This is a genomic window from Acuticoccus mangrovi, from assembly GCF_016411865.1.
Lineage (GTDB): Bacteria > Pseudomonadota > Alphaproteobacteria > Rhizobiales > Amorphaceae > Acuticoccus > Acuticoccus mangrovi.
The window spans coordinates 105503-124151 of sequence record NZ_JAEKJA010000012.1 but is presented as its reverse complement, the minus strand read 5'-3'; the positions used below and the strand labels follow the sequence as shown (position 1 = coordinate 124151).

The 18649-nt window shown below is 68.5% G+C and carries 14 protein-coding genes and 1 pseudogene; 14 read left to right on the top strand and 1 reads right to left on the bottom strand.

The genetic code is table 11. The features are described from left to right. The first annotated feature begins 8 nt into the window (after window positions 1–8). The 6 genes from JCR33_RS15460 (at window position 9) to JCR33_RS15435 (ending at window position 9337) form a co-directional block, all read left to right on the top strand. The gene (locus JCR33_RS15460) at window positions 9–983 is read left to right on the top strand and encodes an NAD-dependent epimerase/dehydratase family protein (protein WP_198883002.1); all 975 of its coding nucleotides are present in this window, start codon (window positions 9–11) and stop codon (window positions 981–983) included. A gap of 6 nt (window positions 984–989) precedes the next feature. After that, the gene (locus JCR33_RS15455) at window positions 990–3005 is read left to right on the top strand and encodes a hydantoinase/oxoprolinase family protein (RefSeq protein WP_198883001.1); all 2016 of its coding nucleotides are present in this window, start codon (window positions 990–992) and stop codon (window positions 3003–3005) included. Next, window positions 3002–5020: a hydantoinase B/oxoprolinase family protein gene (locus tag JCR33_RS15450; RefSeq protein ID WP_198883000.1), complete on the top strand. Its 2019-nt coding sequence runs from the start codon at window positions 3002–3004 to the stop codon at window positions 5018–5020. Before JCR33_RS15455 ends, JCR33_RS15450 begins: the two co-directional genes overlap by 4 nt. A 133-nt stretch (window positions 5021–5153) precedes the next feature. After that, window positions 5154–6572 (top strand): MmgE/PrpD family protein, encoded by a 1419-nt coding sequence (locus tag JCR33_RS15445; RefSeq protein ID WP_198882999.1) that lies wholly within the window; start codon window positions 5154–5156, stop codon window positions 6570–6572. Window positions 6573–6804: 232 nt separating this feature from the next. Beyond that, window positions 6805–8214 (top strand): 3-isopropylmalate dehydratase large subunit, encoded by a 1410-nt coding sequence (gene leuC / locus JCR33_RS15440; RefSeq protein WP_198882998.1) that lies wholly within the window; start codon window positions 6805–6807, stop codon window positions 8212–8214. Window positions 8215–8227: 13 nt separating this feature from the next. Then, window positions 8228–9337 (top strand): PrpF domain-containing protein, encoded by a 1110-nt coding sequence (locus JCR33_RS15435; protein ID WP_198882997.1) that lies wholly within the window; start codon window positions 8228–8230, stop codon window positions 9335–9337. 101 nt (window positions 9338–9438) lie between these two features. Here JCR33_RS15435 and JCR33_RS15430 read toward each other — a convergent pair whose 3' ends face one another. Next, a complete protein-coding gene (locus JCR33_RS15430) occupies window positions 9439–10401 on the bottom strand; it encodes a D-2-hydroxyacid dehydrogenase (protein WP_198882996.1) in 963 nt (320 codons plus the stop codon). A 274-nt stretch (window positions 10402–10675) separates the two neighbouring features. On the opposite strand from JCR33_RS15430, the gene JCR33_RS15425 reads away from it, so the two are divergent. The 8 genes and pseudogenes from JCR33_RS15425 (at window position 10676) to JCR33_RS15395 (ending at window position 18612) form a co-directional block, all read left to right on the top strand. Continuing rightward, the gene (locus JCR33_RS15425; RefSeq protein ID WP_198882995.1) at window positions 10676–11176 is read left to right on the top strand and encodes a cupin domain-containing protein; all 501 of its coding nucleotides are present in this window, start codon (window positions 10676–10678) and stop codon (window positions 11174–11176) included. A gap of 26 nt (window positions 11177–11202) precedes the next feature. Further along, window positions 11203–12009: a transporter substrate-binding domain-containing protein gene (locus JCR33_RS15420; protein WP_198882994.1), complete on the top strand. Its 807-nt coding sequence runs from the start codon at window positions 11203–11205 to the stop codon at window positions 12007–12009. A 57-nt stretch (window positions 12010–12066) separates the two neighbouring features. Next, window positions 12067–12798: a class II aldolase/adducin family protein gene (locus JCR33_RS15415; protein WP_198882993.1), complete on the top strand. Its 732-nt coding sequence runs from the start codon at window positions 12067–12069 to the stop codon at window positions 12796–12798. 51 nt (window positions 12799–12849) lie between these two features. Beyond that, a pseudogene (locus JCR33_RS25345) lies at window positions 12850–13173 on the top strand (solute carrier family 23 protein); the annotation flags it as partial. A gap of 3 nt (window positions 13174–13176) precedes the next feature. Continuing rightward, on the top strand, window positions 13177–13536 hold the full coding sequence (locus JCR33_RS25340; protein ID WP_332461205.1) for a solute carrier family 23 protein: 360 nt from the start codon (window positions 13177–13179) through the stop codon (window positions 13534–13536). 240 nt (window positions 13537–13776) lie between these two features. Beyond that, on the top strand, window positions 13777–14703 hold the full coding sequence (locus tag JCR33_RS15405; RefSeq protein WP_198882992.1) for a LysR family transcriptional regulator: 927 nt from the start codon (window positions 13777–13779) through the stop codon (window positions 14701–14703). A 75-nt stretch (window positions 14704–14778) separates the two neighbouring features. After that, a complete protein-coding gene (locus tag JCR33_RS15400; RefSeq protein ID WP_232372597.1) occupies window positions 14779–16431 on the top strand; it encodes a hydantoinase B/oxoprolinase family protein in 1653 nt (550 codons plus the stop codon). Between the two features lie 69 nt (window positions 16432–16500). Then, window positions 16501–18612 carry a hydantoinase/oxoprolinase family protein gene (locus JCR33_RS15395; RefSeq protein ID WP_198882990.1) on the top strand — a complete coding sequence of 704 codons (2112 nt, stop codon included), beginning with the start codon at window positions 16501–16503 and terminating at the stop codon, window positions 18610–18612. Window positions 18613–18649: the final 37 nt, after the last annotated feature.

Genomic DNA, 18649 nt, shown 5'->3' with positions numbered 1-18649 from the left:
GAGATCCGATGACACATGACACCGTCCTCGTGACGGGTGGCGGGGGCTTTATCGGAGCCTCCGTCGCGAGAGCCCTGCTCGACCAAGGCGTACCCGTCGCGCTCTTCGACCAGCGACCCCCGACGGCCATCTCCGACTCCGATCCGATCGCGGCGGCGCCGTTCTACTTCGGCGACATCCTCGACTCCTTCGCGCTGCTGCGGGCGTTGACCCACTCCGGCGCCAAGCGGGTCGTGCACGCCGCGGCGATCGTGGGCGCGGGTCTGTCCATCGACAATCCGGTGCGAACCATCACCACCAATCTGCTCGGCATCACCAACGTGCTCGAGGCGGCCCGTTCCCTCGACCTCGGCCGCATCGTCCTCATCAGCTCCCAGAGTGTCTACGGGCCGGGCCAGTATGAGCCGGTGGACGAGCTCCATCCCACCGACCCCGATTCTCCCTACGGCGTGACCAAGCTCGCCGCCGAGAAGTGGGGCAACGTCTACGCGTCAGCCTTCGGGGTCGACTTCGTCTCGCTGCGCATGCCGCACATCTACGGGCCCGGTCGACCGGCGGGCCTGAGGGGCAACGTCATCCAGGACATGCTCGAGGCGGCGCAGATCGGTAAGCCGTTCCACATGGCTCGCGGCGGGGACCAAACCAAGGAGCCCGTCTACATCCTCGACATCACCCGGGCCACGCTCGCCGCGCTCGATGTCGCGCCCGAGCGGCTCGAGGGCCGGTCCTACAATATCGGCACCGGAGTCGTGCTGACCTGGAAGCAGATCGCGGCGGCCATCCGCGAGCTCTATCCCGATGCCACGATGGAGCTCGGCGACGGGCCGATGGTCGTGCGCAACGGTGTCCTCGAGCAGCCGCTCGGGCCGCTCTCCTACGATCGGGCGCACCGGGTGCTCGACTACACGCCGCACTATCATCTGCGCGATGGGCTGGCCCACTTCGACAAGTGGCTGACCGCCTCGCGCGCCCACTTCGGGTAGAACAGCATGAAAATCATAGGGATCGACACCGGCGGCACCTTCACCGACCTCGCTCTCCACGATGTGACGACCGGCCGCGTCCAGATCGCCAAGGTACCGTCGACCCCGGCCAACCCGGCGGAGGCCGTCGAGCGCATCCTGAGCGAGTCCCGCGAGTGCGACGCGCCGGGCTCGCGCGTGGTGCACGGCACCACCGTGGCGACCAACGCACTGCTGGAGCGCAAGGGGGCGAAGCTCGCGGTCGTGATGACGAAGGGCTTCCGCGATCTCCTCGAAATCGGGCGAACGCGCCGTGCCGGCCCTGGCCTCTTCAACACGCGCTTCGTCAAGGCACCGCCGCTCGTGCCCCGGTCGCAGCGCATCGAGGTGGACGAGCGGATCATGGCGGACGGCTCCGTCCTGCGGGCACCCGATCCGGCCACGCTCGAGCAGGCGGCCCAGGCGCTTCAGGAGATCGACGCCGACGTCGTCGTGATCTGCCTGCTTCACGCGTACAAGAACGACGCCCACGAGCGGCTCGTCGCGAATTTTCTCCGCAGCAAGCTCAATCGCGCGAAGATCATCACGTCGTCGAGCATCGTTCCCGAATTCCGCGAGTACGAGCGGCTGTCGAGCGCCGTCGTGAACGGCTTCGTCCTTCCAAAGATGGAAGGCTACCTCGAGCGGCTTGGAAAGTTCGTCAGCGAGCGCGACCAGAGCTTCTACGTGATGGGCTCGAACGGCGGCATCATGACGGCCCAAAAGGCCGGCACCGAGCCGTTCCGCACGATCCTCTCCGGCCCGGCGGGTGGGGTGAACGGCGCGCTTCTCGTGTGTCGCGAGGCGGGGGTCGAGAACTTCATCACCTGCGACATGGGCGGCACCAGCACCGACGTCTCTCTGGTGCAGGGGCTGAAGCCTATGATGGCCTCGGAAAGCATGATCGCGAGCATGCCGCTCAAGGTGCCGCAGCTCGACATCAACACCGTCGGGGCCGGCGGAGGCAGCATCGCCTGGGTCGACATCGACGACAGCCTGCGGGTGGGTCCGCGCAGCGCCGGCGCCACGCCGGGGCCGGCCTGCTACGGCCGCGGTGGCGCCGAGCTGACCGTGACGGACGCTGATCTGCTCCTCGGCCGGCTCGGCGAGGCGACGCTTCTCGGCGGTCGCATGACGATCGATCGGAGTGCCGCGGAGGCGGCCCGCGATCGCCTCGTCGCCGCCACCGGCTATGGCGACGCCGATCTCCTCACCGAGGGCGTGGTGCGGCTCGCCGTCGCCCGGATGGTCAGCGCCATTCGCGAGATCTCGGTCGAGCGGGGCCACGATCCGCGCCTCTTCACGCTGCTGCCCCTCGGCGGGGCCGGCCCGCTGCACAGCGCGGAAATCGCCGAGGAGCTGGGCATCGACGAGATCCTGGTGCCGCCCTACGCGGGCAACCTGTCCGCCTTCGGCCTCACCGGGGCGAACCTGCGTTACGACTATGCGGCGACCGCCATTGGCACCTTCACCGCCGCCGGCTTCGCCCAGCTCGTGGACACCGCCGCGGAGCTGGTCGAACGCGGGCGCGAGCAGCTCATGGCCGACGGGTTCGAGAGCGACGCCGTCTCCGCCGAAACCCACATCGAGTTGCGCTATCGCGGCCAGGCCTTCGAGATCGGCGTTCCCGTCACCGCGGGCGACACCGAAGAGACCATGCGCCAGCGCTTCGAGACGCTCTACCGCACCCGCTACGGCTTCGTGCGGAGCGACAAGCCGATCGAAGTGGTCACCGTGCGGGTCGTGGTGCAAGGAAAGGTCACGCAGCCGCGGATCGACACGCTCGATGCCGGTGTGATGCCGGAGCCGAGCGGCTCGCGCCCGACCTACTGGCGCGGCCAGTGGAGCGAGAGCGCGGTCTACGATCGCGACGACCTTTCGCCGGGCTGCGTCGTCGAGGGCCCCGCGGTCATCGAGGAGTTCAGCTGCACGACCTACGTGCCGCCCGGCTGGACCGCCGGACTCTGCAAACACGGCAACATCAGAATGGAGCGTCGGCGGTGACGGACAGCGACATCGATCTCGTTACGCTCGAGATCATCCAGGAATATTTCGTCTCCACCGTGCGCGAGATGCGGGTGACGATGATCCGCACCGCCCACTCGTCGATCATCTATGAGGGGCACGACTTCTCCTGCGCGCTGCTCGACGCCTCGGGCAACCTCGTCGCGCAGTCGGAGGACAGTCCGGCGCACATCCTGCCGCTGCCGTGGCAGGTGCGCGAGGCGCGGGCCTTCTTCGGCGGCGATCTCCACCCGGGCGACGTGATCCTCGTCAACGATCCCTATACGTCCGGCACGCACATGAACGACGTGGCGATGATCGTCCCGCATTTTTGCGGCGACGATCTCCTCGGCTTCATCTGCACCCGCGCCCACTGGGGTGACGTCGGCGGCATGACGCCGGGCAGCATCTCCGGCGAGGCGACGGAGTTCCACCAGGAAGGGCTGCGAATTCCCTTCGTGAAGGTGCACGAGCGCGGCAAACCGGTGGATGCGCTGCTGCGGCTCATCTTCTCCAACGTCCGCGTGCCGGACGAGCGGGAAGGCGACTTCTTCGCCATGCTGTCGTGCTGCAACACGGCGGCGACCCGCCTCGATCAGCTCGTGTCGCGGTTTACCTTCCCGGCCGTGACCGCCGTCATGCGCGGGCTCATCGATCGGGCGGAGCGGCGCATGCGCTCGGCCATCACCGCCATCACGCCCGGCACCTACTACTACGAAGACTACATGGATGCCGATCTGCGGACCGGCAATCCGGTCCTGTTGCGCGTTGCCATCACCGTCGACGGCGACACGCTGTCGATCGACTTCGCCGGCTCGTCCCCTCAGCTGGCCGGGCCGACCAACGGCAGCCTCGCGGTCGCCGCGATGGGCAGCTTCGTCGCCCTCAAGGCTCTGCTCGACCCCGAAGGGCCGATCAACCACGGCGCGTTCGTGCCGATCACCGTGGCGGCGCCCGAAGGGTCCATCGTCAACGTGAAGCCGCCCGGCGCGACCGGCGGCTACACCGAGATTCGGCGCCGTGTCGAATCGGTGGTGATGGGGGCTCTGGCGCGCGCCGTGCCCCGCTACGTGTCCGGCGACATCAAGGGTGCGTCGAACCACACCTACATCGGCTCCTACAACCGCGCGCGCGACCGGCAGACGATCTTCTACGAATATCCGGCCGGCGGCACCGGCGGCTACAACGGTCACGACGGCCACCACACCCTGCGGGCCTACGACGAGGGCGACTTCGCCTCGATCCAACCCGTGGAGTCCGTGGAGATCGAACACGCTCTGTTGGTGGAAGCGTGCACGCTTCGACCGGATTCGTGCGGCGACGGCACCTATCGCGGCGGCCTCGGCATGCATCGCGAGGTCCGCCTTCTCGCCGACGAGGGCAAGTTCTCCGAGCTCTCGGACCGCAACATTCTGCCGCCGTACGGCGTGTGTGCCGGCTATGCCGCCGCGCCAAACAACTTCTACGTCGTGCGCGGCGAGGAGGTGATCTCCCCGTCTCCCATTCCGGGCAAGATCTCCGGCTTTCCGATGGTGAAGGGCGACATCGCGGTGCTGCAGTCCGGCGGCGGCGGTGGCTACGGCTCGCCCCTGGAGCGCCCCGTCGACAAGGTTCTCGCCGACCTCCACGAGGGCATCATCACCGAAGCGCGTGCGGCGGAGCGCTACGGCGTCATCGTGCGCGACGGCGTGCTCGACGCTGCGGCGACGGCGGAAGCGCGGGCCGCCGGGGCGACAGGAGACCGGGGTCTCGTCGTTGCCGGCGGCGAAGACACCTTCCGCGATGGTCGGCGGATCCTGCGTCTCTCACCGGCCACCACCGATGCGCTCGGCGGCAGCGGGGCGCTCGTGGAGATCGTCAGCGACACCGGGGCGCCGCTGCGGGCATGGCTCGAGGCGACGGACGACGTCGCCGACGACGAAGTGCCCCTCGGGACGATCGCCCGCGCGATCCTCGCCCTCGACGTCGGCGGCACCTCGCGGATCCGCCCACTCCCCGGCGCGCGGCCCGGATGAGCCGGTGCGGCCCAGTTCCCCGCGCCGGCGGCCTCGCCGGCACGGCCGGACCGTCTTCTGAAACACCCCATCGATGGCAGTTCGCGCCGATAGCGGCGCCCGAAGGTCTGCCCCACCACCGAGGTCACTGATTATGATGCAGGCGCATATCGGTTCGTCCGTCTCCGAGCAGCTCGGAGATTTTGCCGCCGGGCTCCCGAAGGGGGATCTTTCAGCCGAAGCGCTTGCCCTGACGAAGCGGCTGATCGTCGATGCGCTCGCCTGCGGCATCGGCGGGTATCGCAGCCCGACCGGTGGGATCGTCACCGACTGGGCGCAGGCGCAGGGCGGCGCCGGCGAGGCGACGCTGATCGGCTCCGGCCACAAGGTCGGCATGTCGGCGGCCATCATCGCCAACCAGGCGATGGTCCGTTACCTCGATTACAACGACGACCTTCCGATCCCCATCGGCGTCAACGATCTCGTGGCGGCGCACCCGAGCGGCGCGCTCCCGGTCGCGTTGTGCCTCGGCGAGAAGGTCGGCGCGTCGGGGCGGGACATCATCGAGGCGATCGCCGTCGGCTACGAGGTCGTCGGGCGTCTCCTGTCGGGCTTCCGGGTGTCGCTCGAGGCGCGCAAGTTCCACCATGGCTCGACCCTCGTCTACGGCAGCGTCGCCATGGCGGGGCGTCTTCTTGGCGCGTCGGGACCGCAGATTGCGAACGCCATGGGGGTTGCCGGCAGCCTCACCGTCGGGCTCGATATCCTCGATGCCGACGGCGAAGAGTACACGATGACCAAGAACCTTGCCGACGGCATGATCTCGGAGCGGGGTTACCAGGCGGTCGAGCTGGCGCGGCGCGGGCTGACGGGCCCGCTGCGGATCATCGAAGGCCCCAAAGGCTTCGCCCAGGCGGTTCTCGGCGGCGACGAGATGTTCTCCTGGGGGAACGGCGACGGGAGCTGTGGGCCGGGCTGCTCCTGGATCCTTCACACCGTGATCAAGAGCCTGCCGGCGGAGGCCACCAACCATGGCCACCTGACGGCGACATGCCAGCTCGTGACGGAACACGGGATCGCGCCGGACGATATCGACACGGTGATCGTGCGCACCAACAAGCGGACCCTGATCCACACCGGCGATCCCGTGAAGAAATACCCGCGCAACAAGGAGACCGCCGACCACAGCACGTACTTCCTGACCGCGATGGCCGCGCTCGAGGGAAAGATCTCGGCGGGTATCTACAACGAGGACAACTACACCAGCGATGTCGTGCGCGCGATGATCGACAAGGTGCAGCTGGAGTACGAGCCCGAATTCGATCTGACGATCCCGACCGGCGAAACCGAGATCCGTCTGAAGGACGGCCGGTCCTTCCGGCGGCGGGTCAACCGTGAGGAGCTGGTGGGCGAGCCGACCAATCGGATGAGCGACGCCATGCTGCGCGACAAGTTCATCGAGTGCGGCGACGGCCTCCTCTCCCCCGATCGCATCGACGACATCATCGCGTTCGTCTTCGACCTCGAAAATCAGGACCAGCCGGGGGCGCTCTTCGGGCTGACGACGGTCTAGCTCCGACGAGCCGACGCCCCGCCATTCCGGCCGGACGGCGGGGCGCTCGCTCGTCTCATGCGGGTCGACGGAAGCCGGACGGCTGCACGCGACACTTCGCTTCTCTCGAGCCCGCTTTGGCGACGCATCGGCCGTGTGCCGCCCGGACCGGGCACGAGAACAACGGATCAGAGGCGGTCGAACGAGCGAGCGCTCGTCGGACAGGCCCCAGCAGTAGGCAGAAAGGCGCGTGATGGCGACAGGCCGCACGATTATCGAGAAGATATGGGACGACCATCTGGTGACCCGCGACGAGAACGGGTGCTGCTGGCTCTATATCGACCGCCATCTCGTGCACGAGGTGACGAGCCCGCAGGCCTTCGAAGGCCTGAAGCTCACCGGCCGCGGGGTGCACCGACCGAGCGCGACCTTCGCGGTCGCCGACCACAACGTGCCCACGACCCCGCGGACCGGGCCGATCGAGGATCCCGAAAGCCGCATCCAGGTGGAGCTGCTGGAAGCCAACTGCGCCGAGTACGGCATTCCGTTCTTCGGCCTCAACGACGTGCGCCAGGGCATCGTCCACGTGATCGGGCCGGAGCAGGGGATCACCCTCCCCGGGATGACGATCGTGTGCGGTGACAGCCACACCGCGACGCATGGGGCGTTCGGCGCGCTGGCGTTCGGCATCGGCACTTCCGAGGTCGAGCACGTGCTCGCGACCCAGACGCTGATCCAGAAGGCGTTGAAACGGATGAAGGTGGAGGTGGTCGGCACGCTGCCGCGACACGTCAGCGCGAAGGACCTCATTCTCTACGTCATCGGCCGGCTCGGGACCTCCGGGGCGACGGGGCACGTGGTGGAGTACACCGGCTCGGCGATCCGCGCGCTCAGCATGGAAGCGCGGATGACCGTCTGCAACATGTCGATCGAGGCCGGAGCGCGGGCCGGCCTGATCGCCCCGGACGAGAAAACCTATGCTTACCTCGAAGGCCGCCCGATGGCGCCGCGCGGTGAGATGTGGAACCGCGCGCTCGACTATTGGCAGACGCTCGCGACGGACGACGACGCGACGTACGACAACGCCGTCCTCTTCGATGCGAACGAGATCGAACCGCACGTGACCTGGGGCACCTCCCCGCAGGATGTGCTCGCCATCACCGACTGCGTGCCCGATCCGACGGCGCTTCAGAGCCCGTCCCGGCGCGCCGCGATGGAGCGCTCGCTGTCCTACATGGGTCTGACGCCCGGAACGCCGCTCCAGGACATTCCGATCGACAAGGTGTTCATCGGCTCGTGCACGAATTCGCGGATCGAGGATCTGCGCGCGGCGGCGGAGATTTTGGCGGGCCGGCGCATCAGCGGCCACGTGCAGGGCCTCGCGGTGCCGGGGTCCGGTCTCGTGAAGGCGATGGCCGAACGCGAGGGGCTCGACAAGATCTTCAAAGAGGCCGGGTTCGAGTGGCGCGAGGCGGGCTGTTCCATGTGCCTCGGCATGAACGCCGACAGTCTGGCGCCGGGCGAGCGGTGCGCCTCGACGTCCAACCGCAACTTCGAGGGGCGCCAGGGGCGGCGCGCCCGCACGCACCTGATGAGCCCGGCGATGGCCGCGGCCGCGGCCGTCGCCGGACACCTCGTCGACGTGCGCGACTACGATCGCTGAGGGGAAGATGTCCATGACCCAGTCACTCTCCTGCACCCTGATGCGGGGCGGCTCGAGCAAGGCCGTGATCCTCTCCGAAAGCGAACTGCCGCCGCCGGGGCCGGCCCGTGACGGCATCATCCTGAAGGTCTTCGGAAGCCCGGACCGACGGCAGATCGACGGCCTCGGCGGGGCGGACCCGCTCACGAGCAAGCTCGCCATCGTCGGGCCACCGACCGTCCCGGAGGCGGACATCGACTATACGTTCGCCCAGGTCGGCATCGAGGTCGGCTACGTCGACTACACCGGCAATTGCGGCAACGTTCTGGCCGCTGTCGCCGCCTACGCGGTGAACGCCGGCTACGTCGCGGCGCGGGGCGCGGCGGTCAATGTTCGCGTCCATCTGACCAATACCGGCCGCTGCGTCGAGGCTCGGGTGGCCTGCGCGGACGGCCGAGCGGCGGAGGCGGGAGAGGCCACCGTCGCCGGCGTTCCGGGGACCGGCGCGCCGATCCTCCTCGATTTCGGTGCGACGGTCGGGTCGAGCACCGGATCGCTTCTGCCCACCGGGCGACCCGTCGATCGGGTCACGGTCCCCGGCGTCGGCGAGGTCGAGCTGTCCATCGTCGACGCCGGCAATCCGATGGCCTTCATCGCCTTGGAGGCGCTCGGCCTCGCCGCGACGGACGGCCCCGCCGAAATCGATCCCCGATCGGATCTGATCGACCGCGTCGAGGCCATTCGGACCCACGTCGCGACGATGTGCGGCATCGTGATGGCGGATGGATCGGTGAGCGAGAACATCCCGCTTCTCGCGGCGGTCGGCTCCCCGGCGGCCTACAAGGCGTATGGCTCGGGAGCGCTCGTCTCGGCGGACGAGGTCGACTTCATCAGCCGGGAGTTCTTCTGCCGGAGCCTGCACAAGGCGTATGGCGTGGCCGAAACCGTCTGCACCGCGGCGGCAGCGTGCACGCCGGGGACATTGGTGCACCGTCTGCGCGGGGCCGCCGCCGATGCCGAGACCGTCCGCTTCGGGCATCCATCCGGCGTGATCCGGGCCGAGGTTCGGCTTGGCGCGAAGGCGCCGTTCATCGGCGTCGTCCGCACCGCGCGGCTGATCATGGACGGGAAGGTCTACGTCTAATCAAGGTCCGGGCGCGGTAAGGGCGGCGCGGGACGGTCGCCGGCCGTCCAAAGCCGCCGCGCCGCGCCCCGATGCGGCGCGGATCGCCATATGCGCCGCCCTCAATATCCCCGGCGCCAGTCGACGACGTTCAGAAGATCCGTGCCGTCCCGAAAACGCCGGTAGTTGTCGACGAAGAGGTGCGCCATCGAGGCACAGAAGTCCGCGGGATTGCCGGACATGTGGGGGGTGATGATGACATTCGGCATCGCCCAGAGCGGGCTGTCCGCCGCCAGCGGCTCCTGCTCGAACACATCGAGCGCCGCGGCGCCGAGGCGGCTCTCCTGCAGCGCGGCGACGAGGGCCGCTTCATCGACGACGGCACCGCGCGCGATATTCACGAGGATCGCGTCCGGCCGCATCAGCGCGAGGGCGTCGGCGTCGATCAGATGCCGCGTCTGCGGCGTGGACGGCAGGGCGAGCACCACGACGTCGCTGTCGGGGAGGATCTCGTGAAGGGCCTCGACGGGGCGACGTGCGGCGAGGCCGTCCGGTCCGCTGTCGCCCGACCGCGACACGGCCGTCACCCGCATTCCGAGATCGGCACCGCGGCGGGCGATCTCGAGCCCGACGGGGCCTTGCCCGAGGACCGCGAGGCTGCGGGACCGCAACGTCGGGACCGAGCGCGGCGACCAGACCCGCGCGGCCTGCTCGCGCTGCAGGCGGGGCAGGTCGATGAGCAATGCCGTCATCATGCAGAACGCGTAGTCCGCCATCGCGTCGGCGTGCAGCCCCTTGGCGTTGCAGATGAGGACGTCCGGGAGGTTCGTGAGCATCGGGATGAGGTAGTCGATGCCGGAACTTGTCGACTGCAGCCACGTGACGCCGGACGGCGGAAACACGAAGCCGGCCGGCAGGCGGCCCGTCAGGATGATGTCCGCCCGCTGGGACGCCTGTGCCAGCGCGTCCGGGTCGGCGGCGAGCTCCAGGTGTAGGTCCGGCGCGAGGGCGGCGATGTGCCTGGCGAGCGTCTCGGCCTCCTCGTGATGGACCAGGGCGAGGAGGGGCTGGTCGGGACTGGTCACTGTCGACGGGGCTCCGTGTCGGGTTGGGTGCGTTGGTGATGTGCCGTGCGGCCGCGGCGCGGAGCGGGTGAGCGCCGCGCTCGCGTCTCGCCACGTGCTGGCTTCCGCCTCTACTGAACTTGCCTGATTTCGTTGTCGGATTTGCTCAATAGAGGGCGGTTTGAGCCGCATTCTTGTGCACGCGGAAGCGTTGACAGTGCAACGGGTCTTGGCCAGTATACGCATATCGTCGTTTGTCGACAATCGACTTAAGCCAAGATGGAGTCAGGCCGAAATGGCAGACGTTGAGTACGCCGTGAGCACCGAAGATCTGAGACAGCGTCTGGAGACGCTGGCGGAAACCGAGGGGCCGACCTTCTTCCGGCTGCGGGCCACCCTGCCCGAGCAGGGCCGCACCGAGATCCCGATGGCCGCCGGCAAGACCATGTCGGTCATCCTCAAGACCTACGCCGGGCTCGGCGAGAACGAGCTGCATCGCCACCCGAACGAGGAGCACGTCTTCGTCATCCTGCAGGGCAAGGCGACCTTCTACGGCCCGGACGGGGAGACCAAGACGGTCGGCCCGAACGAAGGCGTGTTCCTGCCCGGTACCGCCTTCTACCGCTTCCAGGCCGACGCCTCCGGCCCCTTGGTCATGCTGCGGGTGGGGGCCTCGGTCACGTCGACCGAAGACGTCCTGCTTCGGCTCGACCCCGAAGGCAATGATGTCGACGGCTACAGCGATGCCAACAAGCAGGTCGACGTGATCCTCTCCGAAGACAAGGTCTTCGGCTGATTCAAGCAAAGAAATGGAGACTTGAGATGTTCTACCGGAACGTAGCGGCGGGCGTGCTCGCGCTGTCGTTGATCTTCACGTCTGGCCTCGCCAGCGCCGAGTCCCTGCTCGACGAGGTGAAGGCGCGCGGCACCGTCAAGATCGGTCTGCGCAAGGACTTCCCGCCGGTCGGCTTCATCGACCGCGACGGCAGCTGGGTCGGCACCGAGATCGACTTCGCCCACTATGTCGCCGAAAAGCTCGGCGTCGAGCTCGAGATGGTCGAGGTCATTTCCAAGACCAAGATCCCGCTGCTCCTGAACGGTAACATCGACATTCTGATGGCGGCGAGCAACCCGACACGCGAGCGGGCCAAGATCGTCGACTTCACGCAGCCCTACCAGATCGATGGTCAGACCATCCTGGTTCGCAAGGACTCCGGCATCACCACCCTCGACGACCTCGCCAACCACAAGGTCGGGACGGTGCAAGGCTCGCTCGACGGCGACCAGCTGGTCAAACGACAGCCGACCGCCGAGCTGGTCTATTTCCAGGAGTATCCGAACGCCGTGCTGGCGCTCCAAAGCGGCCGTGTGGACGCGGTGACGACGTCCTACTCCGTTCTCGCCAAGTTCGCCGCGCAAGACGACAACCTTGTCGTCATGCCGAAGACCTTCCGCCCCGACCCCTTCGTCATGATCATTCGTCAGGACGACTCCAAGTGGCGTCTGGCGCTCGAGGACATCATCATGTCCGCGATGGATGATGGAACGCTCAAGAAGATCCACGAGAAATATATCGGTGGCGCGCTGACCGTCGAGCCAGACATGTGGGCCGATTACTACAAGAAGTAAGAACCGATCACCCCTAACCGTCACAGGTATCCCATGACGACTGTTTCGGATCGCTGGATGGATGCCGAACGCCTGACCGACGAGGCCGCTGCGCGACTTGCGCTCGCAGCGGCTCACCGGATCATCGACGCCTTCGGATGGACCAGCCTCGTCTCCAACCACCTGACCCTCAGAGTGCCTGGCGACCCCGACTACTTCCTCATCAAGCCGCACGAGCTGCTCTTCGAGGAGGTGACGGCATCGAGCCTCATCAGGCTCCACATCGATCAGGTCTCGGACGAATCCTCCAACGTCAACGCTGCCGGGTACGCCATTCACAGCGCCCTGCTGCGCGCCCGTCCCGACCTCAACGCCTTGGCGCACATCCATTCGGACGCCGGCATGTCCGTCTCGGCCCTGAAGGGGGGCCTGTTGTTCATGACTCAGGCGTCGATGCGCTTCTTCGATCGTCTCAGCTACCACCAGTATGACGGCATCTCCGATCTCTCCGAGGGCGAGCAGCTCTGCAAGGATCTCGGGCAGAACCGCGCGATGATCCTGCGAAACCATGGTCTGCTGACGACCGGCCGCTCGATCGGGGAGGCCGTCGTCGACATGTACTATCTCGTCACGGCGTGTCGCACCCAGCTCGACGCGCAGGCGAGCGGGGATCCGATCATCATTCCCGATGCGGCAACTTGCGCGCAGGCCGCAGGGCAGTGGGACGCCTACGACCGAGAAGGCGGCAAGGCCGAGTGGCCGGCACTGATCAGAATGATCGAACGCCGCGACGCAAGCTATCGCGACTGACCAGCAAGGCCCCCACACCACGCATCATCCCGGCCGGCCCCGGTCGGATCGGGCCTCCTCAGCCTCCAGGGCACGAGCGTCGCGTTCGTCGCCGCGCTGATCACGTCGGGTAAGATCGCCCAGGAAGGCGGCGCCACGCCCGAAGAGGTGCTCGCCACGATCTTCGGCGTCTGCGCCGTCGCGAGCTTTATCGAGATCGGCATCGCCTACGCCCTGCCGTGGCTCAGGCGGGTCATCACCCCGGTGGTCTCCGGCAGCGTGGTGGTGCTGATCGGCATGAGCCTGATCCTCGTCTCGATCCGCGACATCGGCGGCGGCGCCGGCTCGGCCGACTTCGGCAACGGCACGAACGTCGCCCTCGCCGCCTTCGTCGTCGCGGTGATCCTGGTGAGCCTCGGGCTGTTCCCGATCCTCGGCGCGGTGCTCCAGCAGATCCCGCGCCCGGTGCTCGGCGGGTCGACCTTCGTCATGTTCAGCCTGATCGTGGTGTCCGGGATCCGCATCATCGGCAGCAACCATCTGACGAAGAAGGACACGATCACGGTGGCGCTCTCCGTCGGCATGGGCCTCGGCGTGCAGCTCCTGCCGGACGTCCTGAACATCCTGCCGCCGCTGTGGAAGCAGATCTTCGGCTCGGGCATCACGACGGGCGGGCTGACCGCGATCCTGTGCGGCCTGCTGCTGCCGGAGCACGTGCGCAAGCCGGCCCTGCAGGCGCAGCCGAGCGAGGCCTCCTGACCGAGCGGGCGAACCGCCGGAGCCATACCGATCCCGCCGAACCCCGTTCGGCGGGATCGTTGCGGCGATGCGGAACGATCCCGGCGGCCTCTTCCGACGCGCTCGAAGACGCGTTATTGTTCGCTGCACCCTCGGCGTCTCCTTCGGCGGCCGCCGAGTCCTATCCGGCTATCGGCCCCGGGCCTTGTCCGCCGCCAATCGGAAGCCGTGCCCCGTCATGAGCAGGTCGACCGATTGGCAATGGATCTCCGCCAACTCAGGTACTTCGTAACCCTTGCGGAACAGCGGCACTTCGGCCGCGCGTCGGAGCTCCTCAACATCGCGCAGCCGCCGCTGTCGCAGCAGATGAAGGCGCTCGAGGCGGACCTCGGCGTCGAGCTGTTCGACCGGTCGACCCGCCCGATCGGCCTCACCCCCGCGGGGCAGACCCTGCTGCGTGAGGCGAGGTTGATCCTGTCGCAGGTCGCCCGCGCCGAGGCGACGACGCGGCGTGCGGGGGTCGGCGACGGCGGCCGTCTCGTCATCGGCGTCACCGGGACGGCGGCGCTCGAGTTCGCCGCCCCGGCCCTGCGCGCGTTCGGCCGCCGGCGGCCGAACGTCCAGCTGGCCTTGCGGGAGATGTCCTCGCCGGCTCAGCTCGTCGCGCTCGCCGCGGGCGACATCCATCTCGGCTTCCTGCGCCCGCCGGTGCCGGACGATCAATTCGCGATCAAGCTCGTCCACACCGACCCGTTCGTCGTGGCGCTGCCCGCCGACCACCCGCGGGCGCGTCAGGACGCCATCCGCCTGGCCGAGCTGAACGGCGCGCCGCTGGTGATCTTCGAGAGCAAGGAGGCGCCCGCCTTTCGCGACCTCATCCTGCACGTCTGCCGGTCGGCGGGCTTCGTTCCGTCGATGATCCAGGACGCGCAGCAGATCATGACCATGCTGTGTCTGGTCGGCAGCGGCATGGGGATCGCTCTCGTCCCGCGCTCCGCCCGCCGGCTTCAGATCGAGGGGGTCGTGTTCCGCCCCTTGATCGACACGAGCCCAGATGTTGAGCTCTATGCGGCCTGGGTGCCCAATGATGGGGCAAGTCTTGCACAAGATTTGTTGGATTTGATCGACGAAGACGCCAGCGAGACCCGCGTCCGACCGGATCTGAACATCATCGAAACCAGAAAATAATATATATATTCCGTATTGGAACGGTCGAGTTCCCGTCGCTACCGTCCCGTCTTCATGGACGAAGCGGAGCACACCTTGCCGAGGGAACAGACCGATCGGCTCGACCCGATCTCGCGGGCGGTCATCCAGCATCGCCTGAGCGCGATCGTGGAGGAGATGGGCGAGGCGATGCTGCGCACCGCCTACTCGCAGATCCTCAATGCCAGCCGCGATTTCTCCATGGGTATCGTCGACCGCGACTGCCGGCTGGTCGCTCAGGCCGACCACATCCCCGTCCACGTCGGCGCGTTGCCCTGGGCCGTGCGCGCGCTCGAGGAGCGTTTCGCCGACGACGTCGCCGAGGGCGATCTCTTCGTCCTCAACGATCCCTATGCCGGCGGCAGCCACCTGCCGGACGTCACCATCTTCGCGCCGGTCTTCTTCGACGGCGAGCGCCGGCTCTGGACGGTCGTGCGCGCCCATATGGGCGACATCGGCGGCGCCACCCACGGCGCCTACAACCCGAACGCCACCGAGATCTGGCAGGAAGGCCTGCGCATTCCCCCGCTCAAGCTCGCCGAGCGGGGCCGGCTCAGAGGCGACGTGCTCGACATGATCCTGATGAACGTGCGCCTGCCGCGGGAGTTCAAGGGCGATCTCGACGCGATGATCGGCGCCGCGCACCTCGGCGAGCGCTCGCTGTCGCAGCTCTACCGCGAATTCGGCGGCACCGTGGTGCACCGCGCGGTCGAGGAGATCATGAGCGGCGCCGAGGCGCGGACGCGCGCGATCGTCTCCGAGTGGCCGGATGGGACCTACGAGGGCACCGCCTATCTCGACGACGACGGACGCGGCCGGCAGGACGTCGCCATCCGCGCCCGCGTGACCGTCAGCGGCAGCGATCTCACCGTCGACCTCACCGGCAGCGACGATCAGTCGAAGAGCTTCGTCAACTCGCCCTTCGCCAACACCCAGGCCTCCGTCGCGATGGCTCTCGCCTACCTCATCGACGCGGACATTCCGAAGAATGACGGGGTGTTTCGCGTGCTCGACGTGAAGCTGCGGCCCGGGTCGATCGTCCACCCGGATGCCAACGTGCCGGTGACGCTCGCGACCACCCACCCGGCGAACGAGATCGTCGAGGCCATCGTGCGCGCGCTCCAGCACGCCTGCCCCGAGCGCTGCTCCGGCGGATGGTCGCGCCGCTTCCGCATCTCGATCACCGGCGAGAACCCGCGCAACGGGCGTACCTTCATCTGGCACATGTTCCACGCGCGGCCGGGGGGCGGCGCCTCACCGGTCGGCGACGGGTGGTCGGGCGCCGGCGAATGGCACTCCGTCGGCGGCATCAAGTTCGGCTCGATCGAGGTGACCGAGGCGCGCTTCCCGCTGGTGTTCGAGCAGCACGAGTTCCGCCCTGATTCCGGCGGAGACGGCCGCTATCGCGGAGGCGTCGGAACGACGCTCGACCTCCGGGTCGAAGTTCCCGCCTACGCCCACACCGCCGGCGAAGGCGCGCGTCATGGTGCGGCCGGCATCGCCGGCGGCCGCGATGGCGCCCCGCACGACTACCGTCTCGTCACGGACGGCGAGGCGAGCCGTCTCGCGACGAAGCAGTTCGGGCTCGAGATCGCGCCCGGCAGCGTGTTCGCGATCCGCTCCGGCGGTGGCGGCGGCTGGGGCGATCCCGCCGAGCGCACGCCGGCCGCCCGCGCCCACGATGTCGACGAGGAACTCGTCACCCCCTAACGGCGGTCCCCGCCGCCCACCAGCAACGGCCCCCGCCTTCCCCATCAGTACACCGGGCCCCGAGGACGCATGAGCACGACCTACACCATCGGCATAGACGTGGGCGGGACGTTCACCGACTTCGTCGCCATCGATCCTGATGGCGCGACCGTGATCGCGAAGTCGCTGTCGACGCCCGAGGACCAGTCCATCGGCGTCCTCGCCGGGCTGGAGGAGCTCGCCGCCCGCCTCGATCTGTCGACCGCCGCCCTGTTGGGGCGCACCGAGCGGATCGTTCACGGCACCACCGTCGCCACCAACGCGATGCTCGAGCGCAAGGGGGCGAAGGTGGGCCTCCTGACCACGGCGGGGCATCGCGACATCCTGGAAATGCGGGAGGGCCTGAAGCCCGAGCGCTACAATCTGCTGATGGCGCCGCCCGAGCCGCTCGTCCCCCGCGCGCTGCGCCGCGGTGTGCCCGAGAGGATCGCGCACGACGGCACCGTCGCGCAGCCGCTGGACGAAGCGGCGGTGCGGCGCGAGGTCGAGCATCTGCGCGAACGCGGCGTCACGTCGGTCGCGATCTGCTTTCTGCACGCCTATCGCAACGCCGCGCACGAGGCGCGGGCGGCCGAGATCGTCGCGGAGATGATGCCGGAGGCCTACGTCTCGGTCTCCTCGGCGGTGCTGCCGCAGATCAAGGAGTACGAGCGGCTGTCGACCACCGTCGTCAACGCCGCCATCGGCCCGGTGGTGAAGCGCTACATGCAGCGCCTCACCGGGCGCCTCGCGGAGGCGGGCTTCGACGGTCCGCTGTTCGTGATCCTGTCGCACGGCGGGATCACCCAGGTGGCGGACGCCATCGCGCTGGCGGCGGGCACCTGCCTCTCGGGGCCGGCGGGCGGAATCGCGGGGGCGCGCGCCTGCGCCGACCTCATCGGCGAGCGCAACGTCATCCCGTTCGACATGGGCGGCACGTCGACCGAAATCTCGCTGATCGCCGATGGGCGTGTGGCGCTCACCTCCGAGCGCGGCCTCGCGGGCGAGCGCATCGCGCTGCGCAGCTACGACATCCACTCCATCGGTGCGGGCGGCGGGTCGCTCGCGAGCCCGGACGGGACCGGCAGCTTCACCGTCGGCCCGCGCTCGGCGGGCGCCGTTCCGGGTCCGGCCTGCTACGGCCAAGGCGGTACCGAGGCCACGGTGACCGACAGCAATCTCGTGCTCGGCTACCTCGCCGACGACGCCTTCGCGGGCGGTCGCGGCACCCTCGACCGCGCCGCCGCCGAAGCGGCCATCGACGACCTTGCCGGCAAGATCGGCCTCGACCGGATCGGCACTGCCGTCGGGATCCACCGCCTCATCAACGTGAAGATGGCCGACGGCATCCGCTTGATGACGCTGCGGCGCGGCGTCGATCCGCGCAACTTCACCATCGTCGCCTTCGGCGGGGCCGCGGGGCTCCACGCCGCGGAGGTGGCGCGCGAGATCGGCGTGACGCGCGTCGTGGTGCCGACCATCGCCTCGGTGCTGTGCGCGTGGGGGATGCTCGCCAGCGACCTCCGATACGAGGTGGCGCGCTCGCGCGTGGGCGACAGCGCGGCCCTCTCCGACACCGCCCTGCGCGCGCTTTTCGACGAGCTGGAGGCGGACGCGCGGGCACGCCTGCCGGACCGGTTCGCCGAGCGGCTGCGGATCGAACGATCGGCGGAGATGCGCTACGGCGAGCAGATCTTCGAGATCAACGTTCCCCTCGACGGCATCGACTTCGCCGCGCCCGGCCTCGCCGATGCGGTGGTGGACCGCTTCCACCGCCGTCACGAGGACCTCTACACCTATTCCTCGCCTGGGCAGGACGTCGACCTCGTCAATGCGCGTGTCGCCGTCGTCGGCGAAGTGGAGCGTGGCGACGCGGCGCGTCCGCTGGCGCCCGCCACGCGCCCGATCGCGCCGGTTGGGGCGCGGACGATCCACACCGGCGGCCGCTTCGTCGAGGCCCCGGTGTTCGCCTTCGAGGCGATGGCGCCGGGTCACCGGATTGACGGACCCGCCCTCATCGAAAGCGAGACGACCACCGTCGCCCTGCACGCCGGCGACCGCGTCAGCGTAACGGCGCATGGATGGCTCGACATCGCCGTCGCGCCCAAGGTCGACGTGTTGGCTGAAGCCGACGCCCCCACTCAGCCGGCGATTGCCGACTAATGGTCCCCACCCCCCACATGGCCCCCACCCCACCCCG

Coding starts and splice junctions, on each gene's coding strand:
- JCR33_RS15395 (WP_198882990.1), top strand. CDS start 16,501: ATGAGCACGACCTACACCATCGGCATAGACGTGGGCGGGACGTTCACC.
- JCR33_RS15445 (WP_198882999.1), top strand. CDS start 5,154: ATGATGCAGGCGCATATCGGTTCGTCCGTCTCCGAGCAGCTCGGAGAT.
- JCR33_RS15420 (WP_198882994.1), top strand. CDS start 11,203: ATGTTCTACCGGAACGTAGCGGCGGGCGTGCTCGCGCTGTCGTTGATC.
- JCR33_RS15405 (WP_198882992.1), top strand. CDS start 13,777: ATGGATCTCCGCCAACTCAGGTACTTCGTAACCCTTGCGGAACAGCGG.
- JCR33_RS15455 (WP_198883001.1), top strand. CDS start 990: ATGAAAATCATAGGGATCGACACCGGCGGCACCTTCACCGACCTCGCT.
- JCR33_RS15425 (WP_198882995.1), top strand. CDS start 10,676: ATGGCAGACGTTGAGTACGCCGTGAGCACCGAAGATCTGAGACAGCGT.
- JCR33_RS15435 (WP_198882997.1), top strand. CDS start 8,228: ATGACCCAGTCACTCTCCTGCACCCTGATGCGGGGCGGCTCGAGCAAG.
- JCR33_RS15415 (WP_198882993.1), top strand. CDS start 12,067: ATGGATGCCGAACGCCTGACCGACGAGGCCGCTGCGCGACTTGCGCTC.
- JCR33_RS15460 (WP_198883002.1), top strand. CDS start 9: ATGACACATGACACCGTCCTCGTGACGGGTGGCGGGGGCTTTATCGGA.
- leuC (WP_198882998.1), top strand. CDS start 6,805: ATGGCGACAGGCCGCACGATTATCGAGAAGATATGGGACGACCATCTG.